This is a genomic window from Actinobaculum massiliense, from assembly GCF_001457435.1.
Taxonomy (GTDB): Bacteria; Actinomycetota; Actinomycetes; order Actinomycetales; family Actinomycetaceae; genus Actinobaculum; species Actinobaculum massiliense.
Map to the genome: position 1 here is coordinate 133,979 of NZ_LN881717.1, position 22,776 is coordinate 156,754.

A 22,776-nucleotide genomic window follows, 5' to 3' on the forward strand; every position below is an offset into this window, starting at 1 on the left:
CCCCCGCCGGAGCGGTAGCCGCCCCCCCGCTCCCGCTTCGCGCGAGGGCGCATCGGTACTACTCCGCGATCCAGGCCCGGCCCTCGGCCATGCGCAACACGCGATGGGCCATGCGGGCGGTCACCAGCGGATCGTGGGAAATAAAGAGCATGGCCAAGCCGCGAGTTTCTTGCACCGCTTGTAAAATATCGAGCACGGTGGCTCGCATTCCCGGGTCCAGTGCAGAAACGGCTTCGTCGGCCACAAGTACCGAGGGATGACCGGCGAGCGCACGGGCAATCGCCACGCGTTGGCGTTGGCCGCCGGAAAGGAAGATGGGCCGCCGCCGAGCTGTGTCAGCCGGAAGCCCCACCTCAGCCAAGGCCGTGTCAATCTGCTCTTCTAGGCCGGTGGTGCGGTAAGTCCTTCCGTCAGAAAGTGCATCGGCGAGGATCTGCCCCACTGTTCGCCGCGGGTCGAAACTCGAGAGAGCATCCTGCGGAATAAGCCCAATATGCCCGCGTAGCGCCTGGCGTTGGCGTTCCTTTCCCGGCGTCCACGGCTTTCCTTCGAGCAGGACCTCCCCCGCGTTTGGCGCGCTGACCCCGAGCACCAGGCGTCCTAGTGTGGTTTTCCCGGACCCGGACTGGCCCTCAATTCCAAGCGTTTGCCCGGCCCGCAGAGTAAAGCTGACGTCATCTACCGCGCGCACCAGGCTTCCGTCCGGGCGGGAAAAACTCTTTGAGAGATGTCGCGCCTCCAGAACAATCGGCACCTCGGGCTTCGTGGCGCGATCTTGGCTTTGACCAGTTTCACCCCGGCCAGCATCACCTCGCTCGGTCGAAGCTCGATGCACTTGCCCTCGCCCCGCTCGCAGGAACTTAGCCACCTCGGTTTTCTCGACGGTGTCCACCTCCGCGTCGAGGCGCCCGTCCCTTAGCTCGCGCACCGAGTCGGCAATTCGATCAATCGCCCGCAGGTCATGCGAAATGAGGACGACGGCGGTGCCCGCATCGGCCAGGTCGCGAAGCAGATCCAAAATTTGGTCACGGGTGACCGGATCAAGTGAAGCGGTCGGTTCGTCAGCCACGATCACGCTCGGATCCCGCGCAATAGCTGTGGCAATGAGAACGCGTTGGCGCTGGCCACCGGAAAGCTCATCGGCGCGCCGATCAATAAACTGCTCCGGTTCTTCCAAGCCGGCCCGCTCCAGGAGCTCGAGTGCCTTTGCCCGCCGTCGGGCGCGCGGCTGAGCGCTACCAATCGCCTCTTCGAGTTCTCGGCCAACCGTGCGCAAGGGATCGAGCCCCACCAGAGCGTCCTGCAGCACCAGGCCTACCCGACTCCCCCGCACTTTGCGCCAAGTGCGCTGCGTGGCCGATGCCAGGTTAACGGCGTCGCCGTCGTGCCTATAAACCAAGCTTTCGGCGCGCACGACCGTGCCCGGCTGTGCGGAAACCAAACCCACCAGCGCGCGAGAGGTGACGGATTTGCCTGCGCCCGAGGCGCCGACGATGGCGAGGACGCGGCCGGGATAGGCGTCGAAAGAGACGTCGCGGAGAACGGTGCGGGCACCGAAGCTAACCTCCAGGCCTCGCACGCTTAGAGCAGGCGTGAGCATTAGGCAACTCCTCCTCGCGCGCGGGTGCGGCGTTGGATGCGCCGCCCAATAACGGTTGCGGCGATTGCAACCAAAACGATGGCTGTTCCGGGAAACACCGTGAGCCACCAGTTTCCGGTGATGAGGTAGGTGCGCCCGGCAGAAAGCATCGCGCCCCATTCCGGTGAGGGAGGCGCGGCGCCCAAGCCGAGGAACGCGAGGGCGGATGCCCACACAATTGCTTGCCCCAAGCCGAGCGTCGCTAGCGCGAAAAGTGGTGCAAACGTATTAGGCAAAATGGTACGGAACAGCCGATGGGCGGCTGAGCGGCCCAATATGAGGTCCGCCTCCACGTAGGGTGATTTTGCTACCGCCCGCATGGTGCCGCGCAAAACGCGAGCGTATCCGGGTGCGGTGGAGAGCCCGACGGCGATGGTGGCGGGAGTGACTCCCGGCCCGGTGAGTGCAATAACCAGGAGGGCAAGGAGGATTCCCGGGAAGGAAAAGCCCACTTCAATCAACCGCGAGCAGACCCAGTCCACCCAGCGCGGGCCGAGGGCGGCGATCCCTCCCAGCAGGCCGCCCAGGCCAAGGCCGATAGCGGTGGCAAGTAGGCCGATGGTGACGGAGTCACGCGTTCCCCACACAATGCGGGTGTAGATATCGCGGCCCGATTCGTCGGTACCGAGGAGGTGCGCGGTGCTCGGTGCCTGCATTCCAGCCGCGGGGTCGACGGCGTAGGGATCGCCGGGTGCTACCAGGCTCGGGGCGACAATAGCCAAAGTAAAAAAGATAAGCGTCAGCAAGGCAAGGATGAGCGGCAGGTCGCAGCGGCGCAGGAAGCGGAGAAATGTAGACATTAAATGAGCACCTCCCGCGCGCTGGAGGTCTGGGCGCGCGAGCCGCGCGGGTCAAGTAGGTATTCGCCGAGTTCGGTGAGGATGGTCATGACGATATAAACCACCGCCACCGCAATCAGCGTGCCGCACACCAGCGGCACATCGCGGTCAAGCACCGCCTGCAGGAGGGCGCGGCCCAGGCCTTGGCGGGCGAAAATCGTCTCGACTACCACCGCTCCGGAAATAAGGTTGCCAAACTGCCAGGCAGAAACGGAGACGGCGGGAAGCGCCGCGTGGCGCAAAATATGCTTGAAGAACAGCTGCGAGGTTGAGATGCCTCGGGCCCGCGCGGCAATAACGAAAGGCTGTTCGAGCGTATCGAGCATCCGCTCGCGAATGGTTTGCCCTAGGAAGCCCGCCGCTGGAATCGCCAGAGTAATAGCTGGTAGAACCAAGCCGGCCGGTCCCGGTTGCGAGACGGCCACGGGAAGGCCAAACCCTACAGCAAAAATGGCGATAAGTACGGTAGCGATCCAGAACTGCGGCAGGATCGAAGCCACCGCCTCAAAGCCGGAGGCGATTGCCCAGGCGCCGCGCCCGCCCACCACCGACCACCAGGCTAGAACAAGAGCTAGGAGCCAGCCGGCAAAGAAGCCCGCCAGCGCGAGCGTGAGGGTGGCGGGAAGTTGCTCGCCAATGATTTGAGTAACCGGCGCGCGCAGGGAGTAGGAATCCCCCAAATTTCCGCTAGCCACCTGGGCGAGATAACGCAGGTACTGCTGCCAAAGCGGTAAATCAAAGCCGTACTGCTCGATGGCCGCGGCCACCGCTTCCTCCGAGGCATTAGAGCCTGGCCCTCCCAATACCGCCTGCAAAGGGTCGCCGGGAACCGCGCGCACGGCAATGAAAGTGACGGTCACTACCGCCCAGATAACGAGAAGCGCGCCGCCGAGCCGGCCAGCGATTTTCCGTAGGACGCGGAGAATCGCTGGCCGGCGGGGTGCACTGGTTTTCTGTGCTGGCATCTGTTCCTTAGCCTGATACACGCGGTTGCCCGATGCCCCGCCTATTTGGCGGCGATCTTCGCGTCGAGGAAGTTCGGCACGCCAAGCTGGGGTTGCAGACGTAGCCCCTCAACCTGGTTCGAGTAGGCAATCTGCACCATCTGGCCGTAAAGCGGAATAACCACGCCATTTTCCAGAATCATGTTTTGCGCCTGCTGGTAGAGCGGCCCACGAACGGAGGCTTCCGATTCGTGGGAGGCCTGCGTGAGAATCTCGTCAAGTTGCGGATCCTTCACCCCGGTTTGGTTCGCGTGGTAGCCCGACGGCGCCGGCACATTGGCCGAGGAATGGTAAACGCGGCGGAGTACATCGGGCGAGGTGGTGGAATACGGAGCGATGATTGCGTCGAAATTCCAGGTGCCCGAGCGCTCGTACCAGCTCGCCAGATCGAGTTGTTCGATCTTGACGTCGAAGCCCACTTCCTTGGCCGTCTGCGCAATCTGCTCCACGAGGGAAACCTCGGCCGGGATCGATTGGTTGGTGGAGAGCGGGAAACGTACTTCCAGGCGCTGCCCGTTCTTCATACGGGTTCCGTCCGCATCGCGATCCGTCCAGCCGGCCTCATCAAGAAGCTGATTCGCCAGCTGCGGGTCGTATTCAAACAAGTCCGGGCGCGGCGTGCCGAAAGGCAGGGTGTCTGCAAGCAGTGAGTACGAGCGCTCGTACATACCGCTAAAGAGCGTTTCAATGGCCGGATTGAGGTTCATTGACTTGCTAAATGCCTCGCGCACGGCTTTATCTGCGAACACCGGACCGGTGGTGTTGAGCTCGATGCGGGTATTCAGCCCGAGGCGGGCGAACATTGCGGTACCAAAGTTCTCGGACTGCTTGTAGCGCGCCAGGGCATCGGGTTGCACGGAGTCAATGACGTCTACCTGGCCCGATTCAAGAGCTCCCAAACGGGTGGCGGATTCGGGGATAAAGCGCCATTCAATGCGCTCCAAATAAGCCTTACCTTTATTCTCGGCATCGGCGGGAGCGGAATTGTAATTATCGTTGCGCACCAGGTTGATTTGCTGCTTGCGCTGCCAAGACTCCACCTTAAAGGGGCCGGTGCCGAAAGGCTGCTCGCAGTTAGCTTCTTTTCCGCGCTCAATACCGGCTGGAGACATCATCGCCGTCCAGGGCTGGGCAAGCACTTCCATAAGTGCGCCGTCGGGCTCAGAAAGGTTGAAACGAACGGTGTATTCGTCAACGGCGTCGACGCTGGAAATCTTCTGCACCGAAAGGATGCCGGTGGATGAGGCGGTGTCCGGGTCCTTCAAATGGGCGATATTCGCCGCCACCGCTTCGGCGTTGAAGGGCGTGCCGTCGTGGAAGGTAACGCCTTCGCGCAGCTTCACCGTCCAGCTCATTTTGTCCGCAGCTTCGGTGCCCTCGGTGGCCAACCAAGGGATCAATTCGCCCTCGCTATTGCGCGACCACAGCGACTCCATAACCTGGTTCCCCACCAGTGCCTGCGGGAAGTTTCCGCCCACATGCGGGTCCAGGCAGGTAGGCTCAGCATCCCCCGTGGCATAGACAAGCGTGCCGCGGCTTGCCGCCGAGGCCCCAGAGTCGGAAGTGGAAGTGCTGGCGCTATTGCTACAACCGGCGAGGGCTACAAAGGCGAGCGCGGATAGTGCGGCGACCGCTGATTGCGCGGACTTGCCGAATCGTGAAGAAAGGTTCACGGTTCCTTCTTTCATTCTCTTGTTTGAATGCAAAACCCATGTCTCGAAACCGGCGCTGGAATGCGACGTGGTTCCACCCCCCCCCAAAGGCTAAACCCCGGCGCGAAGGTGGTACAAGTTTTAGCGATACATTCGACGAGCTGTATCCTGAAACCCGAAATGCTTTCGTTTTCAGCGGGGAGAAGTGGTTAGATATGGCAACGAAAAAATTCACGAACCTCAGCATCTATCGCCAGCCCGAGGCTAAAGAAATCTTGGTTGAAGATGGCGTGATCAAAGCTATTGGTTGCGGGCTTCCGCCGGCAGACCAAGAAATCGATCTGGATGGAAGGCTTGTTTCACCTCCCTACGTCGATTCCCACCTTCACCTGGATTACGTGGGTACCGGACGCGACGACGCCGCGGCGGATAACCTCAGCGGAACCCTCTTCGAAGGGATTGAGCGCTGGTCGCACATCAAGAAAACGCAAACCGTTGAGGACGTCAAGCAGCGTGCCATTCGTGGAATCACCGAAGAGATGGCTCACGGCGTGCAGTATATTCGCACTCACGTCGACGTCACCGATCCCCAGCTCACTGGGCTACGGGCAGTTTTGGAGCTACGCGAGGAGCTCGCTCAAAATGTGACGATTCAAATCGTCTCTTTCCCGCAGGAGGGCATGCACAATTATCCGCGCGGCGCGGAACTGGTTGAAGAAGGCCTGAAAATGGGTGCCGACGCGGTGGGAGGGATTCCCCATGCCGAATGGGCGCGCCAATACGGTGAAGAATCGATCCACCGCATTGTTGACCTAGCGGTCCGGTACGACAAACTCATTGACGTTCACTGCGATGAAACTGACGATCCCATGGCCCGCTTCGTGGAGTTACTCAATGCGCGGGTTCTTGGCGAAGGTATTGGTTCACGCACGACGGCGTCCCACACCACCTCCTTTGGATCCGTCGATAATGCCTACGCTTTCCGCATGATGGGATTGTTCCAAAAATCGGGAATGAATTTTACGTCCCAGGGAACGGAGAACGCCTATTTGCAGGGGCGCGCGGATTCCTATCCGAAGCGCCGCGGCTTGACGAGGGTGAAGGAATTCCTAGAAGCGGGAATTAACGTTTCCTTGGGTCAGGATTCCATCGTGGATCCCTGGTATCCGGCGGGCAATGGAAACCTGATGAATGTTTTGGACAATACCCTGCATTTGGCGCAGCTCATGTCCTTCGAGCAAATGGAGCGGGCGCTCGACCTCATTACCTTCAATGGTGCGAAAACCTTGTGTATAGAGGACATCTACGGAATCGAAGTTGGGAAGGCCGCAAACTTTATTGTTCTCGATGCCCCCGATCCCCTCGAAGCGATCCGTCAGCGCGCCGGCGTGCTGGCATCGGTGCGAAATGGTGAGTTCCTCTTCAAGAAACACACAACCTACGAGACCGAGCTCGATATTTTTCGGCCCACGCGTTAGCTAAACTCGGCCCTATGCCAAGAAACTTCGCTGGACTGCTTCGATCACTTGACGGAAAACCCTATGGTGCCTACCGCGACGCGGTTGGAGCCCACGACGTTGGAGGCGGCCTGGCCGTTTCGCTCGATCGGGCTCAGCGCGATCCATTCACTCCCCCCTCCCCCGTGCGGATGAATATTCCCGCGGAGGTTGCCGAGCTCCCGGCAGATGCCCTCAATGATCAGCGCGGGCGCATCGCTGCCGCCGATTACCTCACCCGCGCTCTCGCCGATGCCCTAGCGGCGGAAGGCTTTGACCGGGCAAATGGCACCGGCGGGTCGGGGCGGATTGAGATTGACCGTCCGGGTCAGGAAATTCTGGAGCGCTCCAGTGTGAAGCTCGACGCGGCGGGCAATGTTGAAATTCGCCTCTACGCCGGACTACCGGCCTCCGGGCGACGCATCCGAGGGCGAGCCGCCGCCGAGCTCCTGGCCGAAGACCTGCCCGATTTGGTGGAGTCGGTGCTCCGCGAGGAAAGCCGCGATCCGGCACCGCTCCGCGCCCATGTGGAGCTCTACCGCGATCAGGAATGGCTTCGCGATCAGCTTCCGGCCTCCGGTCTGGTCGCTTTCGTGGGTGACGGCGCCATCCTCCCCCGCCGGAGCGGAAACTCCGACCTGCCCCTCGAAGATTCCCCGATTGCATTCAAAAGTACCGAATCGCTCCGCCGAAGCTTCACCCTTCCCAGCGGGAAGACGGTGACGGGAATGGGAATTCCTACAGGCGTGACGCTCATTGTGGGCGGCGGCTACCACGGAAAATCGACGCTACTGCGCGCTCTGGAGCGCAGCGTATATGCACATGTGGCCGGTGACGGGCGCGAATGGGTGATCACCCGCGAAGAGTCCGCCGCTATTCGAGCTGAGGACGGGCGGGCGGTCACCGGCGTCGACATTTCGCTGTTCATTAACAACCTTCCCTCCAAAGCGAACACCCGCAACTTCTCCACCCCGAACGCTTCGGGGTCCACCTCTCAAGCCGCTAATTTGCTCGAAGCGGTGGAAGCGGGTGCGCAGACGCTCCTTATTGATGAGGACACCTCAGCCACGAACTTTATGATTCGCGACGAGCGCATGCGCGCCCTTATCCCGGATAATCGCGAACCAATCACCCCGTTCGTTGATCGGGTACGTTCACTGTTTACGCGCGACGGCGTCTCAACCGTTCTGGTGGCAGGCGGCTTGGGGGCTTTCTTCGAAAAGGCGGATCTGGTTATCGCCATGGACGCCTATCGGCCGCTCGACGTCACCGACCAAGCGCGCACCATTGCGGGCGTTGAGGCACCGAGCGAATCCGGCTCCGCCCCCGCAAAAGCCAGCGAGCATGCTCGTTCCCTGGACGCGCGGTGCTTCCAACCTCGCGGCGGGCACAATACCAAGCCTCCGCGCGGGCGAGGCCTTTCTGCGATCCAGATTGGTAAAGACACCATCGATCTTTCCGCGCTCTCGCAAATCGTTGATTCCTCGCAAACTGAGGCTATCGCCCGGGCCATAACTCTCATTTCTCAGCGCCGCGAACCAGCTAGCGTGCGCAGCCTGATTGAGGAGGTAACCGCACTTATCGATAGCGAGGGAATTGACCGCCTCGCCGCTGGTAAAAAACATCCCGGCAACCTTGCCCGCCCTCGGGCACTAGATATTGCCGCGGCTCTCAACCGCTATCGCGGGCTACGCTTGGCCTAAGAGCTAAGCGCCTCGAAGCTTTTGGGTGAAATAAGCCTTGCTTCACGCGAAGCGCTTCTAGGCATTCAAGCCGGGCGCCGATTGGGCGGAAGTTCTCATTTAATCGCCGTGGCGGCTGCCCCCGGTGCTCCAGCGGTAGAGTAGGGCCAGAGTTCAGCATGAGGAGGTCTTCGTGGAACCCCAGCTCCCACATAACGCCGCCGATGAGACGGCGGAAGATTTGGACGCCCCGCTTCGCGCGGCCGTTCGCAGACTATCTACTCTCCTAGGTAAAGAAATCGAGCAGCAACACGGCGAAGATGTGTTGCAGCTGGTTGAGGATGTGCGCGCGGCTTCTCGCGATCTTGACGCCGCCGACGCCGCCTCCGAAGTGCAGCGGCGTATTAATTCGGTGCCTTTGGAAACAGCAATCGTTCTCACGCGGGCTTTTTCCCAGTATTTCTTGCTCGCGAATTCCGCCGAGCAGGTCTACCGCATTCGTTCCATTCGCGGTGCCGAGGATCCGGAATCTTGGATTCCGCGCGCGATTCGGCGAATCGTTGAGCACGGCGGCGTCGACGAACTGCGTGAAACGGTCAAAAAACTCGACGTTCGCCTCGTTTTCACCGCCCACCCCACCGAGGCGCAGCGGCGCGCGTTGCTGACGAAGCTGAAGCGCGTTTCGCAAATTGTGGGTGAAGCGACGCCGGAGGGCACGGCTGCTCGGGCCCGGCAGGACCGCCAGCTGGCGACCCTGATTGAGAGCATTTGGCTGACGGACGATTTGCGGCGTTTCCAGCCCACGCCAATTGACGAGGCCCGCAACGTTATGTGGTACTTGCGGAGCCTGTACCTCAACACCCTCCCGGAACTGCTCACGATTCTGCGCGACGAGCTAGCCAAGTACGGCGTCGAGCTTCCGGAAAATGCGCAACCCATCCGCTTTGGTTCGTGGATTGGTGGCGACCGCGACGGTAACCCCTACGTCACCCCGCAAGTGACCCGTGAGGTTCTCACCCTGCAGGCGGCGACGGCGATCGACATCGCCATTGAGTTCATTAACCGCGCGATGCAGCTGCTCTCGGTTTCCTCCAGCCTCACCGGTGCAGATCCCGAGCTTCAGGCTTCTCTTGCGCGTGACTATCGCAATGAGACTCTCATCGATCCGGCAGAGCGGGCTCTCTACGAGGAAGAGCCCTACCGCATCAAGCTGGGGATTATGCGCGAGAAGCTGCGACGCACAAAGCGGCGGATCACCCAGCGGAGCCCCCATGTGGATGGCGACGATTACCAGTCCGCCGAGGAAGTACACGCTGATTTCCAGGTGATTCGCGATGCTCTGCGCCGCCACGGAGGCGATCGGATTGCGGATTCCGAGTTGCTTTTGGCTCAGCAGGTTACCTCTGGAATGGGGCTTTCTCTCGCCGTTCTCGACGTGCGCGAGCACTCCGAGAAGCATCACGATTTGTTGGGTGAGCTTTTCGACCGCTTCGGGGCTACCCTCGGTGAGCGGCGCTACTGTGAGCTCAATCGAGAGGAGCGCACTCGGCTGATTGCCGAGGAGTTGGCATCCTCGCGTCCCCTCGTCCCGGCAACGATTGGTCAGGAAGATAGCCCAGTTTCGGCCGCTTCCCGCCAAACCTTCGATGTTTTCCGGGTGATCAAGGAATCCCACGGGATCTACGGTAAGCAGTGTATCCAAAGCTATATCGTCTCCATGACCCACGGCGCCGATGATATTCTCGCCGTGGCGCTTCTGGCCCGCGAGGCTGGCCTGATCGGCCTAGAAGGCGAACACAAGCACGCCGATATTGGCTTTGTGCCACTTCTTGAGGAAGTACCCGAGCTACAGTCCGCCGGAAAGATCCTTACTCAACTCTTCGAGAATCCTTCCTACCGCGAGATCGTCCGCATGCGTGGCGATGTGCAGGAGGTTATGCTCGGGTACTCCGACTCGAACAAGGAAGCTGGCGTGATTACCTCGCAGTGGGAGATCCACCGGGCTCAGCGCCAGTTGCGCGACGTTGCCGCGAAGTACGGCGTGAAGCTCCGCCTATTCCACGGACGCGGTGGTTCGGTGGGGCGCGGCGGCGGCCCAACGTATGAGGCAATTATGGGCGAGCCAGCCGGGGTGCTTGATGGTTCCATCAAGTTCACCGAGCAGGGCGAAGTCATTTCCGATAAATACACCTTGCCGGAGCTAGCGCTAGAGAATCTCTCGCTGTCTCTGGCCGCGGTTTTGGAAGGGTCTTCGCTACACAAGCAGTCCCGCCACTCCCCTGAGAGCCAGGAACAGAACACGCGGATTATGCAGTTCCTTTCCGATCGCGCCTACGATCGCTACCGGGTACTGGCGCAGGATCCGGATTTGCCCAGCTACTTCGTGCAGTCGACGCCGGTTGAGCAGTTGGGCGATATGAAAATTGGTTCGCGTCCGTCTAAGCGCACCACCTCGGAAAAGGGCTTGGATGGCCTGCGCGCTATCCCCTGGGTGTTTGGCTGGACGCAGGCACGCCAGATTGTGCCCGGCTGGTTCGGAGCGGGATCGGGAATCAAGGCCGCGCGCGAAGCCGGCTACGGAGACGCTCTGAAGTCCATGCAGGAGAACTGGCTGTTCTTCTCTGCCACGGTTTCCAATATTGAGATGACGCTCAAAAAGACCGATATGGAAATTGCGGCATATTACATAGAATCGCTGGCCGATCCCTCCCTGCGGCGGATCTTTGCCCAGATCAAGGAAGAATATGAGCTGACGGTGGAGCAGATCGAGTGGTTGGTTGCGGAGAATGCCCTCCTCGATCGCCAACCCACCCTGCAGCGCACGCTTGATGTGCGCGATCGGTACCTCAAGCCGATTCACTATATGCAGGTCGCCATGCTCAAGCGCGTGCGGGCGAATGCCGAGCCCAACTCGGAAGAAATCCAGTACTACACACGGGCCTTGCTCACCACGATTAACGGTATTGCGGCCGGAATGCGTAATACGGGATAACAACTTATGGTAAAACGCGGGTAGCGAGAGGCGAAAAGCCGCTCGCTACCCGCATTACTTTAAGTTACGTTCATCACAGGGTGAATAGCTGGTAAACGCCAATCAAACCCGACTATAAAAATATAGCTAATCTTAGAGCCGTAAATTTCGCTAAATATAGCCGTTTTTACGAATCATTCTCGCGTATAACTTTGGCGTTAAGATAGCGAAACTTATCAACGTCTATGCATGGGATAAGTAATGCGGCTAAGGGCTTGCAGGGGCCGCTCTAACGAGTAAACTTTCCTGGTCCGTATTTGTGGACGACCTGTTCGAAACACTGGGAAAACCCGGGAAACATATTGAGAGACTAGTTCTATCGTCGCAGGTCGTATGGCATATTTTTATAGAATAACTAGCTAGGAGAGAGAGCGTGAAAGATTCAAGACCGAAAAAAGTAGGCCGTAAGCAGCGGTTCAATGCGGATGACGTCGTCAAGGCGGCGCTGGAGATCGGCGTTCATACATTTACTATGAACGACATTGCCAGTGAGATTGGCGTTGCGGCACCCGCAGTGTACCGCATTTTCTCCGGCCGTCAGGAAGTCGTCGAAGTTGCTATTCAGCGTGCCTTAAAGGAGTTTGATCCGGTTGAGGGCGGGCTGAACTACCAGGCGACTCTTAATGTATTCCATGAGCGCCTCAATAAGCTTCTTGATAAGTATGAGGGCCTCGCCTACGAGCTGGTGGGCGATCCCCGCCTGGCTCTGTGGGGTGCGCCGGCGTTTGAGGCGGCTATCTCTAATGTTATGGCTGATGGCTTTGACCAGGACACCGCGGCTTTTCTCGTGGCGTGCGTAGCCGGCCAGACCTGCCAGCTCCACATCACCTACACCGATGGACCGGAGAGCGTGGATGAGGATGCCTCTGCTCGTTTCGAGCGAGACACTCCCCTGACGGCTCATTTCGTGGAGGGCCTGCTGGAGCGTCGAGATGACTACAAGACGCCCCGCTTCCTTACCGTGCTGTTGGAGTGGGCAGCGAACTACCGGCAGGGCTAAATCCTCGTTTCTTTCGTTTACATATAAAAATCCGGCCGCTCCAAGAACTCTTGGAACGGCCGGATTTTAGGTTTATGCCAGGCAGTAGCTACCTGGCGCTACCTCGCCTTAGCGCTTGACGCGAGCCGAGCCACCAGCCGCGAGGTTTTCGATCTCTTCAACTGAAGCCATCGTGGTGTCACCCGGGGTCGTCATGGCCAGAGCGCCGTGAGCGGCGCCGTAGTTGACGGCCTTCTCAATGTCTCCGGTTTCCATGATGCCGTAGATGAGGCCGGAAGCGAAGGAATCGCCACCGCCCACGCGGTCAAAGATCTCCAGGCCGTCACGCTGACGCGCCTGTACGAAGCCCTGCCCCTTCATCCACGCGACCGCTCCCCAATCGTTGATGGAGGCGGTACGCACCTGGCGCATTGTGGTGCCGATGGCCTGGAAGTTCGGGAAGGTTTCCGTGGCTTTTTCGATCATCTTGCGGAAGGATTCGACCTGCAGATTATCCAGGTTCTCGTTTGCACCTTCGACCTCGAGACCGAGCGAGGCGGTGAAGTCCTCCTCATTGCCGATCATTACGTCAACGTACTGCGCGAGGTCCTTGTTGACTTCCTGCGCATGCTCCTTGCCACCGTGGCTCTTCCAGAGCGAAGAACGGAAGTTGAGATCGTAAGAAACAATCGTCCCGTATTCCTTCGCCTTGGACATTACGGCCTTGGCGGTTTCGGAGGTCTGCTCCGAAAGCGCGGTGTAAATACCGCCGGTGTGTAGCCAGCGAACGCCGAGTTCCCCGAAGAGGTAATCGAGGTCGATATCTTCCGGCTTCATCTGTGAAATCGCCGTATGGGCACGATCCGAGCAACCAACCGCACCGCGCACGCCGAAACCGCGCTCGGTGAAGTTCAGGCCATTACGTGCCGACTGGCCAATACCGTCGTCGTCCACCCAGTGAATGAACTGGGTATCCAAGCCGCCCTGCAGGATGAGGTCTTCGAGCAGAAGACCCACTTCGTTGCGAACCAGCGCCGTAAGAATGGCACCGCGCTTGCGGAAGGCCCGGCGGAAACCGCGCGCCACGTTGTATTCGCCGCCGCCTTCGGAGGCCGCAAAGGAACGGGCGGTACGGATGCGATAATCGCCCGGATCCAAACGCAACATGACTTCACCGAGGGAAACAATGTCATAGGTTGTTTCTTCGGCGGACTTAATCTTCAAACCTTCGCTCACTTGCGAACCTCCTTGACCTTATCCGTCGCCTCCTGTGAAAGGCGCGTGATTTCCTCGAACTTGTGTTCCTTTATGAGATCGCGCTTAATGATCCACGAACCCGAGACCGAGGCAATAGCCGGATTGGAAATCCAATCGGTCAGGTTTTCGGCGTTCACGCCGCCCGAAGGTACGAACAGAAGATCAGGGAACGGCCCGCGCAGGGCCTTTACCATCTTCAGGCCGCCCGCTTCCCCACCGGGGAAGAACTTGACTGCCTTGGCGCCGTACTCGAGAGCCATCATGATCTCGGTGGCGGTCTGTAGGCCGGGCAGGTACGGAATGTTCCGCTCAATTGCCACGTCTGCTACGCCCGCGCTCCAACCCGGGGAAACGAAGAACTTCGCACCCAGATCGGCCGCTTCTTCAGCCCATTCGCGATTAATAATCGTTCCGGCTCCGACCGTCATGCCTTCGACCTTGGACATCTCCTTGATCGCCTGGCGTCCAGCCGGGGTACGGAAGGTAACTTCCGCACACTTAACCCCGCCGGCCACGAGCGCTTCGCCCGCCGCTACGGCATCCTCGGCATTGTCGATAACAACTACCGGGACAATCGGGTTTTCCTCGAGGAACGGTAAGGCGTTAGGTAGTTCCTTCTTAGCCATTAGTTCTTCGCCTGCTCCTTTTGCTTCTTCGTTGCATCCCAGAGACCAAGGAGGTACTGGGTGCCGAGTGCACGGTCATAGAGCGGGTAGCCAGGTCGGCCTTCCTCGCCCCAGATCATGCGGCCGTGATCCGGACGTACGTAAACCTCGAAGGGCTTACCCGCGTCCGCGGCTTCCTTCTCGACGTCGTAAATCGCCTCAACAGCTTCCTCCATCGGAAGATCGCCGGTGCGGGAAAGGTGCGGGGCTTCCTTGAAGGTGCGCTCCGAGAAGTGCTTGACGTTTCGCAGGTGCGAAGCCACCAGCCGGCCGCGCCTGCCAACGTGACGCAGAATCTCGTCCACCTTGTTGTGAACGCTCGAGCCCAGCGAGCCAATGCACACGCACAGGCCGTGAGCCGGCGAATCGTAAAGATCGAGGATGCGATCAATATCCTCAAGGCTCTTGTAAACGCGCGGGATGCCGAACAGGTCCCAAGCCGGATCGTCCGGGTGGCAGGCCATGCGGATGCCTACCCTCTCGCAGGTCGGAATGACGCCCTCGAGGAAGTACTTCCAGTTCTCCAGCAGCTTCTCGGCCGTCATACCCTGGTAAAGCTTCATCACTTCATCCAGGCGAGCCAAGCGCTCCGGCTCCCATCCGGGGAGGGTAAGCCCGCCGGACTCTTCCGCCGTCTTATTGACGATGTCCTGCGGGGTCATGCCCTGAATCGCGTCCTCATCGTAGAACAGCGAGTTCGAGCCGTCTTCCTCATCGACGTGCGCCAGATCGGTGCGAAGCCAGTCGAATACGGGCATGAAGTTGTAAACGATTACCTTCACGCCAAATTCGGCCAGGTTCTCAATCGTCGTCCGGTAGTTAGCGATGTACTCGTCGCGGGTATCAAGCCCCAGCTTGATGTCCTCGTGGACGTTGACTGATTCAATGACTTCGCACTCGAGGCCGGCATTGTGAACGCCGTCGACTAGTTCCTTGATCTCGTCCTTTTCCCAGTTCTCTCCGGCTTCCTTATAGGAAAGGGTTCCCATAATGCCCGAAACGCCAGGAATCTGCTTGATGTACTGGAGGGGAATCGGGTCATGCCCTTCGCCGTACCAGCGGAATGTCATCTTCATTACTTGTTGATCTCCTCATGAATCGTCGAACGAACGGCGCCGGGGCCGGCGACCATGCGAGTGAATAGGGATTCCACCTTTTCCGCAAGCGGAGTGGTGTATAGGTCAATGCCAAAGATATTGGCATTGGAGAGGATGGGCTGAAGCTTTGCGTGCGCGTCGACCGGCTCGCCAAGATTCACATCCTTGAGCTGCTCCTGAAGTTCGTCCAGGAGCGGGTCGGTGGACGGCGTGAACGGTTCGCCGTCGTCGGCGATTCCGAGCAGGTACCGGCACCACGCGGCAAAGACGAGCGGGATCGCCACTAGCGAGTCCATATCCATACCGCGACGTTCGTATTCGTTGAGCGTTACGCCGTAACGAATCGGGATCTTCTGGGACGTGTCCATCGCGATACGCGCGGGATCGTCCGGCAGGGCCTGGTTCGGGAAGCGAACCTCGAGAACCTCCTTGAGAAACTCCTGCGGGGAAACCACGCCCGGGTCGGTTACCACCGGCATGGCCTCGTTATAGCCGAGCACGTGCACCAGGCGGGAAAGATCCTCATCGCGCATCTCCGAGTCGATGGTCGGGAAGCGGAGCAAGCATCCGGTAACCGCCAACGCGGTGTGGAGCGGGTTGAGGCAGGTCGTCACCTTCATCCGCTCGAACTGGTCGCAGGTCTCGCGATCGGTAATAATCACGCCGTACTTCTCCAGCGGCGGGCGCTCCCCCGCGAACTTGTCCTCAATGAGCAGGTACTCCGCCGGCTCGGTGTTCACGAAGCCCGCCATCGGCGTGCGGCCGATAACCTCCAACTCCATATCCTCAAAGCCGAGCTCAGCGAGCTGCTCCGCCACGACTTCCGAGGGGCGCGGGGTGATCTTGTCGATGACCGTGATCGGGTAGCTCACCTTGGATTCATCCTTGAGCCACTCGACGAACTCCGGCGCCACCGCGCCGCGCTCTACCCAACCCTCGGCAACGGTGAGGATTCCCTTCTTCATAACGTCGCCGTTGTGGGAGAAGTTATCCGCGGATACCAGAGTGATCGGAGCCCCGCCGGCGTTGTAGCGAGCCAAAAGCAGGCCTGCCAGCTCAGCCATGGTGTGCAGGTGGTTAGCCTCCGGGTCCTTTTCAATTTCCTCGACGACGTCGTCGCGTAGCTCACCCTTCGAATCCGTCACCACGTAGCCCTTTTCGGTAATGGTCAAGGTAACGAAGGACATCTGCGGCTGCACAAAGACTTCCCTCAGCCGCTGGAAATCTTCCTCCAGCTCCGAGGCGAGAGACTCGGAAATTCCTGCGATGACCCGATAATCGGTCTTCTCATTGGAAAGGACGACTTCCAGAGTCAGATTGTCGAAATCCTGCAACGAGCGCTTGAGGGTTTCCGGCCCGCGCGGTTGCACCGCGGTAATCGGCCAGAACTCACCGTCCGCCAACAGATCATCCGCAATTCGATTCTGGAAAACGCGGAAGATGTTACCGGCACCGATATGCACCCAGCGCGGATCCTTCTTCCCCTTCTCCTGTATCTGCGCTATGTCAAATTCGGGTACGCGCACCCCGGCCTTTTCGAATTCATCCGCGTGCTCGCGGAGGGACTCAATCGTTAGCTTCATATCCGTTATCACCTTTGATTCGTGTATGTTTTCTGTTTTTCAACGAGGAACCTGCCCCGTTTCATTGCGGTCAGCTTCGCTGGCGCGAACCTCACCTAAATGAATATCGAGCAGACCATGACGAACGCCAAGCCCATAACGGAGCCGCTCGCAAGCAAGCCGCCCCAGGTCTTGAGCGTGTCCTTGATCGACAGGTCGAAGTACTCCTTGAACAGCCAGAACGAGGCGTCGTTAATGTGAGTCAAGAAGTTAGCTCCCGAGGCGGTGGCGAGGGTCAGAAGCGCCGGATTGACGCCCGCGATCATCGCTCCCGTCGCAGGATCTGTGACTGCTCCCACAATAATACCCGCTGCCGTCATCGCCGCCACGACTCCTTGGCCCGTAGCGAGACGAATAATAACAGCGATGAGCCATGCCATAATGTAGGGAGAGATTGTTCCGGCGCTCATCATCTTGCCGATGTAGTCACCGATTCCCGAGTCCAGAACAATCTGTTTGAAGGCGCCACCTGCGCCGATGATCATCACCACGCCGGCGATGGACTGCACCGCAGAGGAGAAGCAGTTCATATTCCAGTCCATATTGTGGCCTTGGCGAGTGCCGAAAAGCAGGAAGGCGAGCACAAGCGCAATTGCCATGGCGACCTGCGAAGAGCCAAAGAAATTCAGCCACTGGCCGAGCATCGACTCCTTATCAATGAAGATATTGCAGATCGTCACGCTGATCATAATGATCGCCGGCGAGAGCGGCACCAGCAGGGAGACTGCGAACGACGGCGGATTATCAATCACCACGTCCTCGTCCTTCTGCATGAACTTCGGAACCGGGCGATCGGCATTCGCGAACTTTCCAATCAGACGCGGGTAGAGGAAGCCGCCCACCGCGAGCATGCAGATCGCCATGGGGATTCCAATAATGTAGACGGTGCCGTAATCGGCGTTGTAAGCGTCAATAAGCGCCACCGGGCCGGGTTGCGGCGGGAAGATTGAGTGTGAAATCGTTGCCGCTGCCACGCCGGTAATAGCCAAGGAGAGCCAAGAAATCTTTGCCTCACGGGCAATTGAAATCACCAGCGGCGCCAGCATCAAGAAGGCAACCTCGTAGAACATGGCAATTCCGAAAATCATGCCGATAATTGCCACCGCAACGCGAATGTACTTGACGCCGAACTTCTTAATGAGGGTGCTGGCAAGCACGTTGGAAGCTCCAGAATCCACCATTAGCTTGCCAATAGCGGCGCCGAAGACGACGATAATCGCGAGCGATCCGAGGGTAGAGCCAAAGCCCTTCGAAATGGATTCGAGCGTGTGCCCCGGAGTCATTCCGTTGCACAGGCCCACCACAGCACCCGCCAAAAGCAGGGCGAGCATCGAGTTCCATTTGAACTTGATATTGAGGACAAGCATGATGGCAATGCCCACACAGAGCCAGAGAATAGACATATGATCCCTTCATATTCGCCACGCGGGCGGTTTTTCTATTGTCGAGCATCGAAACGGCCACCTGGCAGCGGTGCCAGGGAATAATCGACGCGGGTGGAAGCGTGGGCCCGTGGGTCGGAATCCACCCCGTTTCGATATATGAAACGACCGTTTGTGCAGTAGAAACTAGTCTACCCTTTTTCTCCTGGCGTACCACCCTTTAAGCGAAAGTTTATGGGGCTGCCAATCAGCTCCGACCCGAATTTGCCCATAATTCTTTTTCTCAACGTAGACTCTCGTGCTTACAGGCTAAAATAACCTGGCAATACCGCTTCGATGGAGGGCGCATGGGTAGTTCCGAAAAACGAAAGAATAAAAAACTGTCCACGGTGGACCGTGCCCTCTCCGTTATTGAATACCTCGCCGAATGCGGGCCTACCGGCGCTCCCCTGGGAGAAATAGCCGCTGCCGTTGAATCAAATAAGGCCACCACTCATCACACTCTGGGAGCGTTAAAAACCCGCACCTGGGTTGAGCAAGATTCACAAACCGGTAATTATTTTTTGGGTGACGGCGTCGCTCCCCTCGTGAGGTACACTACTCGCACGGAAATGCTCAAAGAAACCCTCCATCCGGCGCTCGTGGCAATTTCCTTGCGCTTTAACGAGCTTGTTCACGCCGGAGTCCTCGCGGGTGACCACGTGCGCTATATCGACAAAGTGGAGCCGGACCGGGCCATTCGGGTTGTCTCGTTTGTGGGCCGCGAGGTTCCCGCCCCCATAACGGCATTGGGCAGGGCCCTACTTGGCGGTGCTGGCCTCTCCGAGGACCAAATCAATTGGTATCTCGAGCGCGTGCCGGAATCCGGCCCGGCGCTCCGCGAATCGTTCGTAGAAAACCTCGAGCGAGTGCGCGCCGAGGGATGGTCCTATGAGCAGGAAGAGAACGAAGCAGGTATCGCCTGCGTTGGCGTTCCGCTCTACCTTCCCGACGGACGCACCGCCGCGGTTTCCGTTTCCGCCCCCGCCGAACGCCTCCCCTTTGAGCGGGCCCGTGAGGTGGCACAGGGAATGGCCGAGGAGCTATCAGCGCTCCCCGGCTCTTCCGGTATCACGGTGTCCCCCGCGCTGAGCGGCACTGGAGACTAAGCGCAGCCTAGCAACGCTCAGCGCTAGCGCACCTGGACGCGGGACTTTTAGGACTTCTTCCCGCGCCGCTCGCGCACTCGCACCGAGATCTCAATCGGCGAGCCTTCGAATCCGAACTCTTCGCGGAGCCGATTTTCCAGGAACCGGCGGTAACCGTGCTCCAAGAATCCGGAGGCGAACAGTACGAAGCGCGGCGGGCGGTTGGAAACCTGCGTACCGAATAGAATTCGCGGTTGCTTGCCGCCGCGCACAGGATGCGGATGAGCGGCAACGGTTTCACCCAGGAAAGCATTGAGCTTTCCGGTGGTGATGCGCTGATCCCAGGAATCAAGCGCGGTTTCCATAGCGCGAGTCAGCCGGTTGGTATGCCAGCCAGTTTTGGCGGAAAGATTCACCCGCTGTGCCCATTGCATCTGCACCAGTTCTACGTCTAGCTCATCCTCCAACTGCAGGCGGCGCTCCTCATCCACCTCGTCCCACTTATTGCAAACAATCACCAGGGCGCGGCCTGCATCGATCACCTGCTGCATCACCCGAATATCCTGTTCGCTCAGCGGCTCGGTGGCATCAATAAGCACCAGCCCCAGCTCGGCGTTTTCAATCGCTCCGCGGGTGCGCAAGGAGGAATAGTAATCAGCGCCGGTGGTTTGGTGAACGCGGCGGCGAATTCCCGCGGTGTCGACAAAAACCCACGGCTTTCCGTCAAGTTCAATCACTTCGTCAACCGGATCGCGGGTGGTTCCGGCCAAATTGTCCACCACCACGCGGTTCTCCCCCGCCAGCTGATTGAGTAGCGAGGATTTACCCACGTTTGGTCGCCCGACCAGGGCGATTCGGCGCGGTCCTCCCTGCGGGCGCGCGCTAGCAACCGCGGACTTTTCGGGAAGAGCCTTCACGATCACATCCAGGAGCTCACCCGATCCGCGCCCGTGTAGCGCGGAAACCGGGTGCGGTTCACCCAATCCAAGGCTCCACAAATAGGCGGCGTCGGCTTCCTGAGCCTCCGAGTCCACCTTATTGGCAGCCACAATCACGGGAACATTCGCGCGTCGCACGATTTTGACGAGGGCCTCGTCCGTATTCGTCACTCCGACCGTCGCGTCCAGGACCAGCAAAATCGCATCCGCACTATGCATGGCGATTTCGGCCTGATTGGCTACCGACTCATCAATACCGCGAGCATTGTTCTCCCACCCGCCGGTATCGACCACGGTGAAGCGCTTATCGTTCCATTCCGCCTCGTAGTAGACGCGGTCGCGAGTGACCCCGGGTTCGTCCTGCACTACGGCAACCCGCCGACCCACAATGCGATTAATAATCGAGGACTTGCCAACATTAGGCCGGCCAATAATGGCGAGGACGGGAAACCCGGCCTCGCGTGCCGCTTCCTTCCCTTCCAGAACTTCCAGGTCCTCCGCGGATAGTTCGTAGGCATCAAGCCCCGCGCGCATCACGCGCTCTTCGAGGTTCGCCTCTTCGTTGTTCGTCATGATTCTCCTCGCTTGGCCGGACGCCGCTCGGCCGGAATGAGCTCGATAATTGCTTGCACCACTTCTTCAATCGTTAGGTTTGTGGTATCAATTGTGGTCACTCCCGCGGCGGCCTCGGTGAAGTCCACCACGGTCGAATCCTTCGCATCACGGCCAATTACCTCACCGCGGGTGAGTGCTAAGGCCTGGGCATCGGTGCCTCCCCGTACCTCGGCCGCGCGGCGCGCCACCCGTTGCTCGGCGGAGGCGGTGAGCAGAACGCGCACATCCGCATCGGGCGCAACCACGGTAGTGATATCGCGGCCCTCCGCGACAATCCCGTCTTCGGCGTCGTGAATAATAGCGCGCTGACGGCTCACCAGAATCTCCCGCACCGCCAGGTTCGTCGAAACTGTGGAGACGCTTCGGGCGATTTCCGGGGTGCGGATCGCCTTCGTAATATCGTCGCCGTCCATAAAAATCGTCTGGTGGAACGGATCGAGGGGCATGGACAAATCCATAGCCCGTACCGCCCCGGCCACGGCCTGCCGGTCCGTGGTATCAATTTGCGCGCGCGTTACCCACCAGGCGGCGGCGCGGTACATGGCACCGGTATCCAGGTACGCAATCCCCAACCGGTGCGCTAGCTCCTTGGATACGGTGGATTTGCCCGCCCCGCTCGGGCCGTCAATCGCAATGACGACGCTCATTTCTCGCTCCCCTCTACAATGACCTGCCAGCCGCGCTCCCCCAAACCGGCCGCCAGGCCTTCCGCGCTCGCCGGAAGAACCGAGAGCTCCGCCCGGCCCACGGGCTGGTTGAGTGAGTGTTCCATTTGCAGATCTTCAATATTCACGCCGATCTCGCCAATATCTCCAAAAAGACGGCCGAGCTGACCGGGCTGATCGGGAACCAAAACAATAACGTGCCCGTAGCGGCGCGGCGCTCCGCCGTGCTTGCCGGGAATTCGATTGACGCCCTCGTTTCCGGCCGCGACGGTGCGCGCCACGGCAAGGGCGCCATCACCGGCAACCGGGTTATCGCCGGTGGAATGCAGGGCGCGGGACAGCGCGACTGCCTGCTCACCCACCTCTCGCAGAATTGGCGCAATCTGCGGGGCGTTACCGGCCACAATTGAGGCCCACAGCGAAGCATCCGAGCGGGCGATGCGGGTGACATCGCGCAAGCCCTGGCCCGCCAGCGCCAAATCAGACTCCTCGGCGCCGCGCAGTGCTCCGGCCATCAGGGAAGAGACGAGCTGGGGCAAATGCGAAACCAGGGCCACCGCCCGGTCATGTTGTCCGGCTTCCATAATGTAGGGAATAGCCCCGACGTCGAGCGCCAGTTCGCGCGTCAAGGCGATATGCTCCGGGGCGGCAGCGCCTTCGCGGGCGCAAATCACCCACGGCCGACCCTCGAATAAATCAGAATCGGCCGCGATTGCCCCGCTACGCTCCCTGCCCGCCATCGGATGGCATCCCAGATAGCGTTCCGCGCCAGGGTGAGCGGCCACCTCGCGGCCAATCACCTCTTTGACTGAGGCAACGTCAATAACTAGAGCGTCCGGGAAGCGCTCCAGCGCTCGGCACACCACCTCCGCGGTGACGTCAGGAGGAACCGCAACCACCACCAGTTCGGGCTGCGGCGAAGCGTCACTCGCCAGATCGCCGGCGCCCAAATCGCGCGCCAGGGCCGCGGCAATCGGAGACGCATCTTCCACATCCACTTGCGCCCCCAAATGGAGCAAGCGCATGCCGAGGGAGGCCCCGAGCAAGCCGGAGCCGATAATGCGAACCCTGCGCGGCAACATTTTG

17 protein-coding genes are annotated in these 22,776 nt (G+C 59.7%); 5 read left to right on the forward strand and 12 right to left on the reverse strand.

Annotated elements, in window-relative coordinates; all coding sequences use genetic code 11:
• Window positions 1-58: 58 nt before the first annotated feature.
• From BN2664_RS02580 to BN2664_RS02595, 4 genes are read right to left on the reverse strand one after another with little or no spacing between them, the layout of a single operon-like run.
• The gene (locus BN2664_RS02580; protein ID WP_007001779.1) at window positions 59-1,600 is read right to left on the reverse strand and encodes an ABC transporter ATP-binding protein; all 1,542 of its coding nucleotides are present in this window, start codon (window positions 1,598-1,600) and stop codon (window positions 59-61) included.
• On the reverse strand, window positions 1,600-2,439 hold the full coding sequence (locus BN2664_RS02585; RefSeq protein WP_007001778.1) for an ABC transporter permease: 840 nt from the start codon (window positions 2,437-2,439) through the stop codon (window positions 1,600-1,602). Before BN2664_RS02585 ends, BN2664_RS02580 begins: the two co-directional genes overlap by 1 nt.
• Complete coding sequence (locus BN2664_RS02590; protein ID WP_007001777.1) at window positions 2,439-3,443, reverse strand: ABC transporter permease; 1,005 nt, start codon at window positions 3,441-3,443, stop codon at window positions 2,439-2,441. The genes BN2664_RS02585 and BN2664_RS02590 overlap by 1 nt, the downstream gene beginning before the upstream one ends.
• A gap of 41 nt (window positions 3,444-3,484) precedes the next feature.
• The gene (locus BN2664_RS02595) at window positions 3,485-5,155 is read right to left on the reverse strand and encodes an ABC transporter substrate-binding protein (protein ID WP_007001776.1); all 1,671 of its coding nucleotides are present in this window, start codon (window positions 5,153-5,155) and stop codon (window positions 3,485-3,487) included.
• 194 nt (window positions 5,156-5,349) lie between these two features.
• Here BN2664_RS02595 and BN2664_RS02600 point away from each other — a divergent pair, with 194 nt between their 5' ends.
• The 4 genes from BN2664_RS02600 to BN2664_RS02615 all read left to right on the forward strand — a co-directional run bounded on the left by BN2664_RS02600 (window position 5,350) and on the right by BN2664_RS02615 (window position 12,343).
• Entirely contained in the window at window positions 5,350-6,612 is a 1,263-nt protein-coding gene (locus tag BN2664_RS02600) for an amidohydrolase family protein (protein WP_007001775.1), read from the forward strand.
• A gap of 14 nt (window positions 6,613-6,626) precedes the next feature.
• Complete coding sequence (locus BN2664_RS02605; RefSeq protein WP_058120610.1) at window positions 6,627-8,333, forward strand: ABC-ATPase domain-containing protein; 1,707 nt, start codon at window positions 6,627-6,629, stop codon at window positions 8,331-8,333.
• Window positions 8,334-8,505: 172 nt separating this feature from the next.
• Window positions 8,506-11,304 (forward strand): phosphoenolpyruvate carboxylase, encoded by a 2,799-nt coding sequence (gene ppc, locus BN2664_RS02610; protein ID WP_007001773.1) that lies wholly within the window; start codon window positions 8,506-8,508, stop codon window positions 11,302-11,304.
• A 412-nt stretch (window positions 11,305-11,716) separates the two neighbouring features.
• The gene (locus tag BN2664_RS02615) at window positions 11,717-12,343 is read left to right on the forward strand and encodes a TetR/AcrR family transcriptional regulator (protein WP_007001772.1); all 627 of its coding nucleotides are present in this window, start codon (window positions 11,717-11,719) and stop codon (window positions 12,341-12,343) included.
• A gap of 108 nt (window positions 12,344-12,451) precedes the next feature.
• On the opposite strand, the gene BN2664_RS02620 is transcribed toward BN2664_RS02615, so the two are convergent.
• The 5 genes from BN2664_RS02620 to BN2664_RS02640 form a co-directional block, all read right to left on the reverse strand.
• Window positions 12,452-13,558 carry a sugar kinase gene (locus BN2664_RS02620; RefSeq protein WP_007001771.1) on the reverse strand — a complete coding sequence of 369 codons (1,107 nt, stop codon included), beginning with the start codon at window positions 13,556-13,558 and terminating at the stop codon, window positions 12,452-12,454.
• Complete coding sequence (locus BN2664_RS02625; RefSeq protein ID WP_007001770.1) at window positions 13,555-14,205, reverse strand: bifunctional 4-hydroxy-2-oxoglutarate aldolase/2-dehydro-3-deoxy-phosphogluconate aldolase; 651 nt, start codon at window positions 14,203-14,205, stop codon at window positions 13,555-13,557. Before BN2664_RS02625 ends, BN2664_RS02620 begins: the two co-directional genes overlap by 4 nt.
• Window positions 14,205-15,320: a mannonate dehydratase gene (locus BN2664_RS02630; RefSeq protein WP_007001769.1), complete on the reverse strand. Its 1,116-nt coding sequence runs from the start codon at window positions 15,318-15,320 to the stop codon at window positions 14,205-14,207. Before BN2664_RS02630 ends, BN2664_RS02625 begins: the two co-directional genes overlap by 1 nt.
• A complete protein-coding gene (locus BN2664_RS02635; RefSeq protein ID WP_007001768.1) occupies window positions 15,320-16,924 on the reverse strand; it encodes a mannitol dehydrogenase family protein in 1,605 nt (534 codons plus the stop codon). The genes BN2664_RS02630 and BN2664_RS02635 overlap by 1 nt, the downstream gene beginning before the upstream one ends.
• Before the next feature lie 95 nt (window positions 16,925-17,019).
• Window positions 17,020-18,366, reverse strand: a complete 1,347-nt coding sequence (locus tag BN2664_RS02640; protein WP_007001767.1) for a gluconate:H+ symporter — start codon at window positions 18,364-18,366, stop codon at window positions 17,020-17,022.
• Window positions 18,367-18,692: 326 nt separating this feature from the next.
• On the opposite strand from BN2664_RS02640, the gene BN2664_RS02645 reads away from it, so the two are divergent.
• On the forward strand, window positions 18,693-19,493 hold the full coding sequence (locus BN2664_RS02645; protein ID WP_007001766.1) for an IclR family transcriptional regulator: 801 nt from the start codon (window positions 18,693-18,695) through the stop codon (window positions 19,491-19,493).
• Window positions 19,494-19,540: 47 nt separating this feature from the next.
• Here BN2664_RS02645 and der read toward each other — a convergent pair whose 3' ends face one another.
• From der to BN2664_RS02660, 3 genes are read right to left on the reverse strand one after another with little or no spacing between them, the layout of a single operon-like run.
• Window positions 19,541-20,983 carry a ribosome biogenesis GTPase Der gene (gene der, locus BN2664_RS02650; RefSeq protein WP_007001765.1) on the reverse strand — a complete coding sequence of 481 codons (1,443 nt, stop codon included), beginning with the start codon at window positions 20,981-20,983 and terminating at the stop codon, window positions 19,541-19,543.
• The gene (gene cmk / locus BN2664_RS02655) at window positions 20,980-21,672 is read right to left on the reverse strand and encodes a (d)CMP kinase (protein WP_007001764.1); all 693 of its coding nucleotides are present in this window, start codon (window positions 21,670-21,672) and stop codon (window positions 20,980-20,982) included. Before cmk ends, der begins: the two co-directional genes overlap by 4 nt.
• Window positions 21,669-22,772, reverse strand: a complete 1,104-nt coding sequence (locus tag BN2664_RS02660; protein ID WP_007001763.1) for a prephenate dehydrogenase — start codon at window positions 22,770-22,772, stop codon at window positions 21,669-21,671. The genes cmk and BN2664_RS02660 overlap by 4 nt, the downstream gene beginning before the upstream one ends.
• Window positions 22,773-22,776 lie beyond the last annotated feature (4 nt).

Excerpts from the sequence above, each read along its gene's own strand:
- BN2664_RS02590 (WP_007001777.1), bottom strand. The coding sequence starts at position 3,443 with ATGCCAGCACAGAAAACCAGTGCACCCCGCCGGCCAGCGATTCTCCGC.
- BN2664_RS02660 (WP_007001763.1), bottom strand. The coding sequence starts at position 22,772 with ATGTTGCCGCGCAGGGTTCGCATTATCGGCTCCGGCTTGCTCGGGGCC.
- BN2664_RS02585 (WP_007001778.1), bottom strand. The coding sequence starts at position 2,439 with ATGTCTACATTTCTCCGCTTCCTGCGCCGCTGCGACCTGCCGCTCATC.
- der (WP_007001765.1), bottom strand. The coding sequence starts at position 20,983 with ATGACGAACAACGAAGAGGCGAACCTCGAAGAGCGCGTGATGCGCGCG.
- BN2664_RS02580 (WP_007001779.1), bottom strand. The coding sequence starts at position 1,600 with ATGCTCACGCCTGCTCTAAGCGTGCGAGGCCTGGAGGTTAGCTTCGGT.
- BN2664_RS02640 (WP_007001767.1), bottom strand. The coding sequence starts at position 18,366 with ATGTCTATTCTCTGGCTCTGTGTGGGCATTGCCATCATGCTTGTCCTC.
- BN2664_RS02605 (WP_058120610.1), top strand. The coding sequence starts at position 6,627 with ATGCCAAGAAACTTCGCTGGACTGCTTCGATCACTTGACGGAAAACCC.
- BN2664_RS02645 (WP_007001766.1), top strand. The coding sequence starts at position 18,693 with ATGGGTAGTTCCGAAAAACGAAAGAATAAAAAACTGTCCACGGTGGAC.
- BN2664_RS02630 (WP_007001769.1), bottom strand. The coding sequence starts at position 15,320 with ATGAAGATGACATTCCGCTGGTACGGCGAAGGGCATGACCCGATTCCC.
- BN2664_RS02625 (WP_007001770.1), bottom strand. The coding sequence starts at position 14,205 with ATGGCTAAGAAGGAACTACCTAACGCCTTACCGTTCCTCGAGGAAAAC.
- cmk (WP_007001764.1), bottom strand. The coding sequence starts at position 21,672 with ATGAGCGTCGTCATTGCGATTGACGGCCCGAGCGGGGCGGGCAAATCC.
- BN2664_RS02600 (WP_007001775.1), top strand. The coding sequence starts at position 5,350 with ATGGCAACGAAAAAATTCACGAACCTCAGCATCTATCGCCAGCCCGAG.
- BN2664_RS02635 (WP_007001768.1), bottom strand. The coding sequence starts at position 16,924 with ATGAAGCTAACGATTGAGTCCCTCCGCGAGCACGCGGATGAATTCGAA.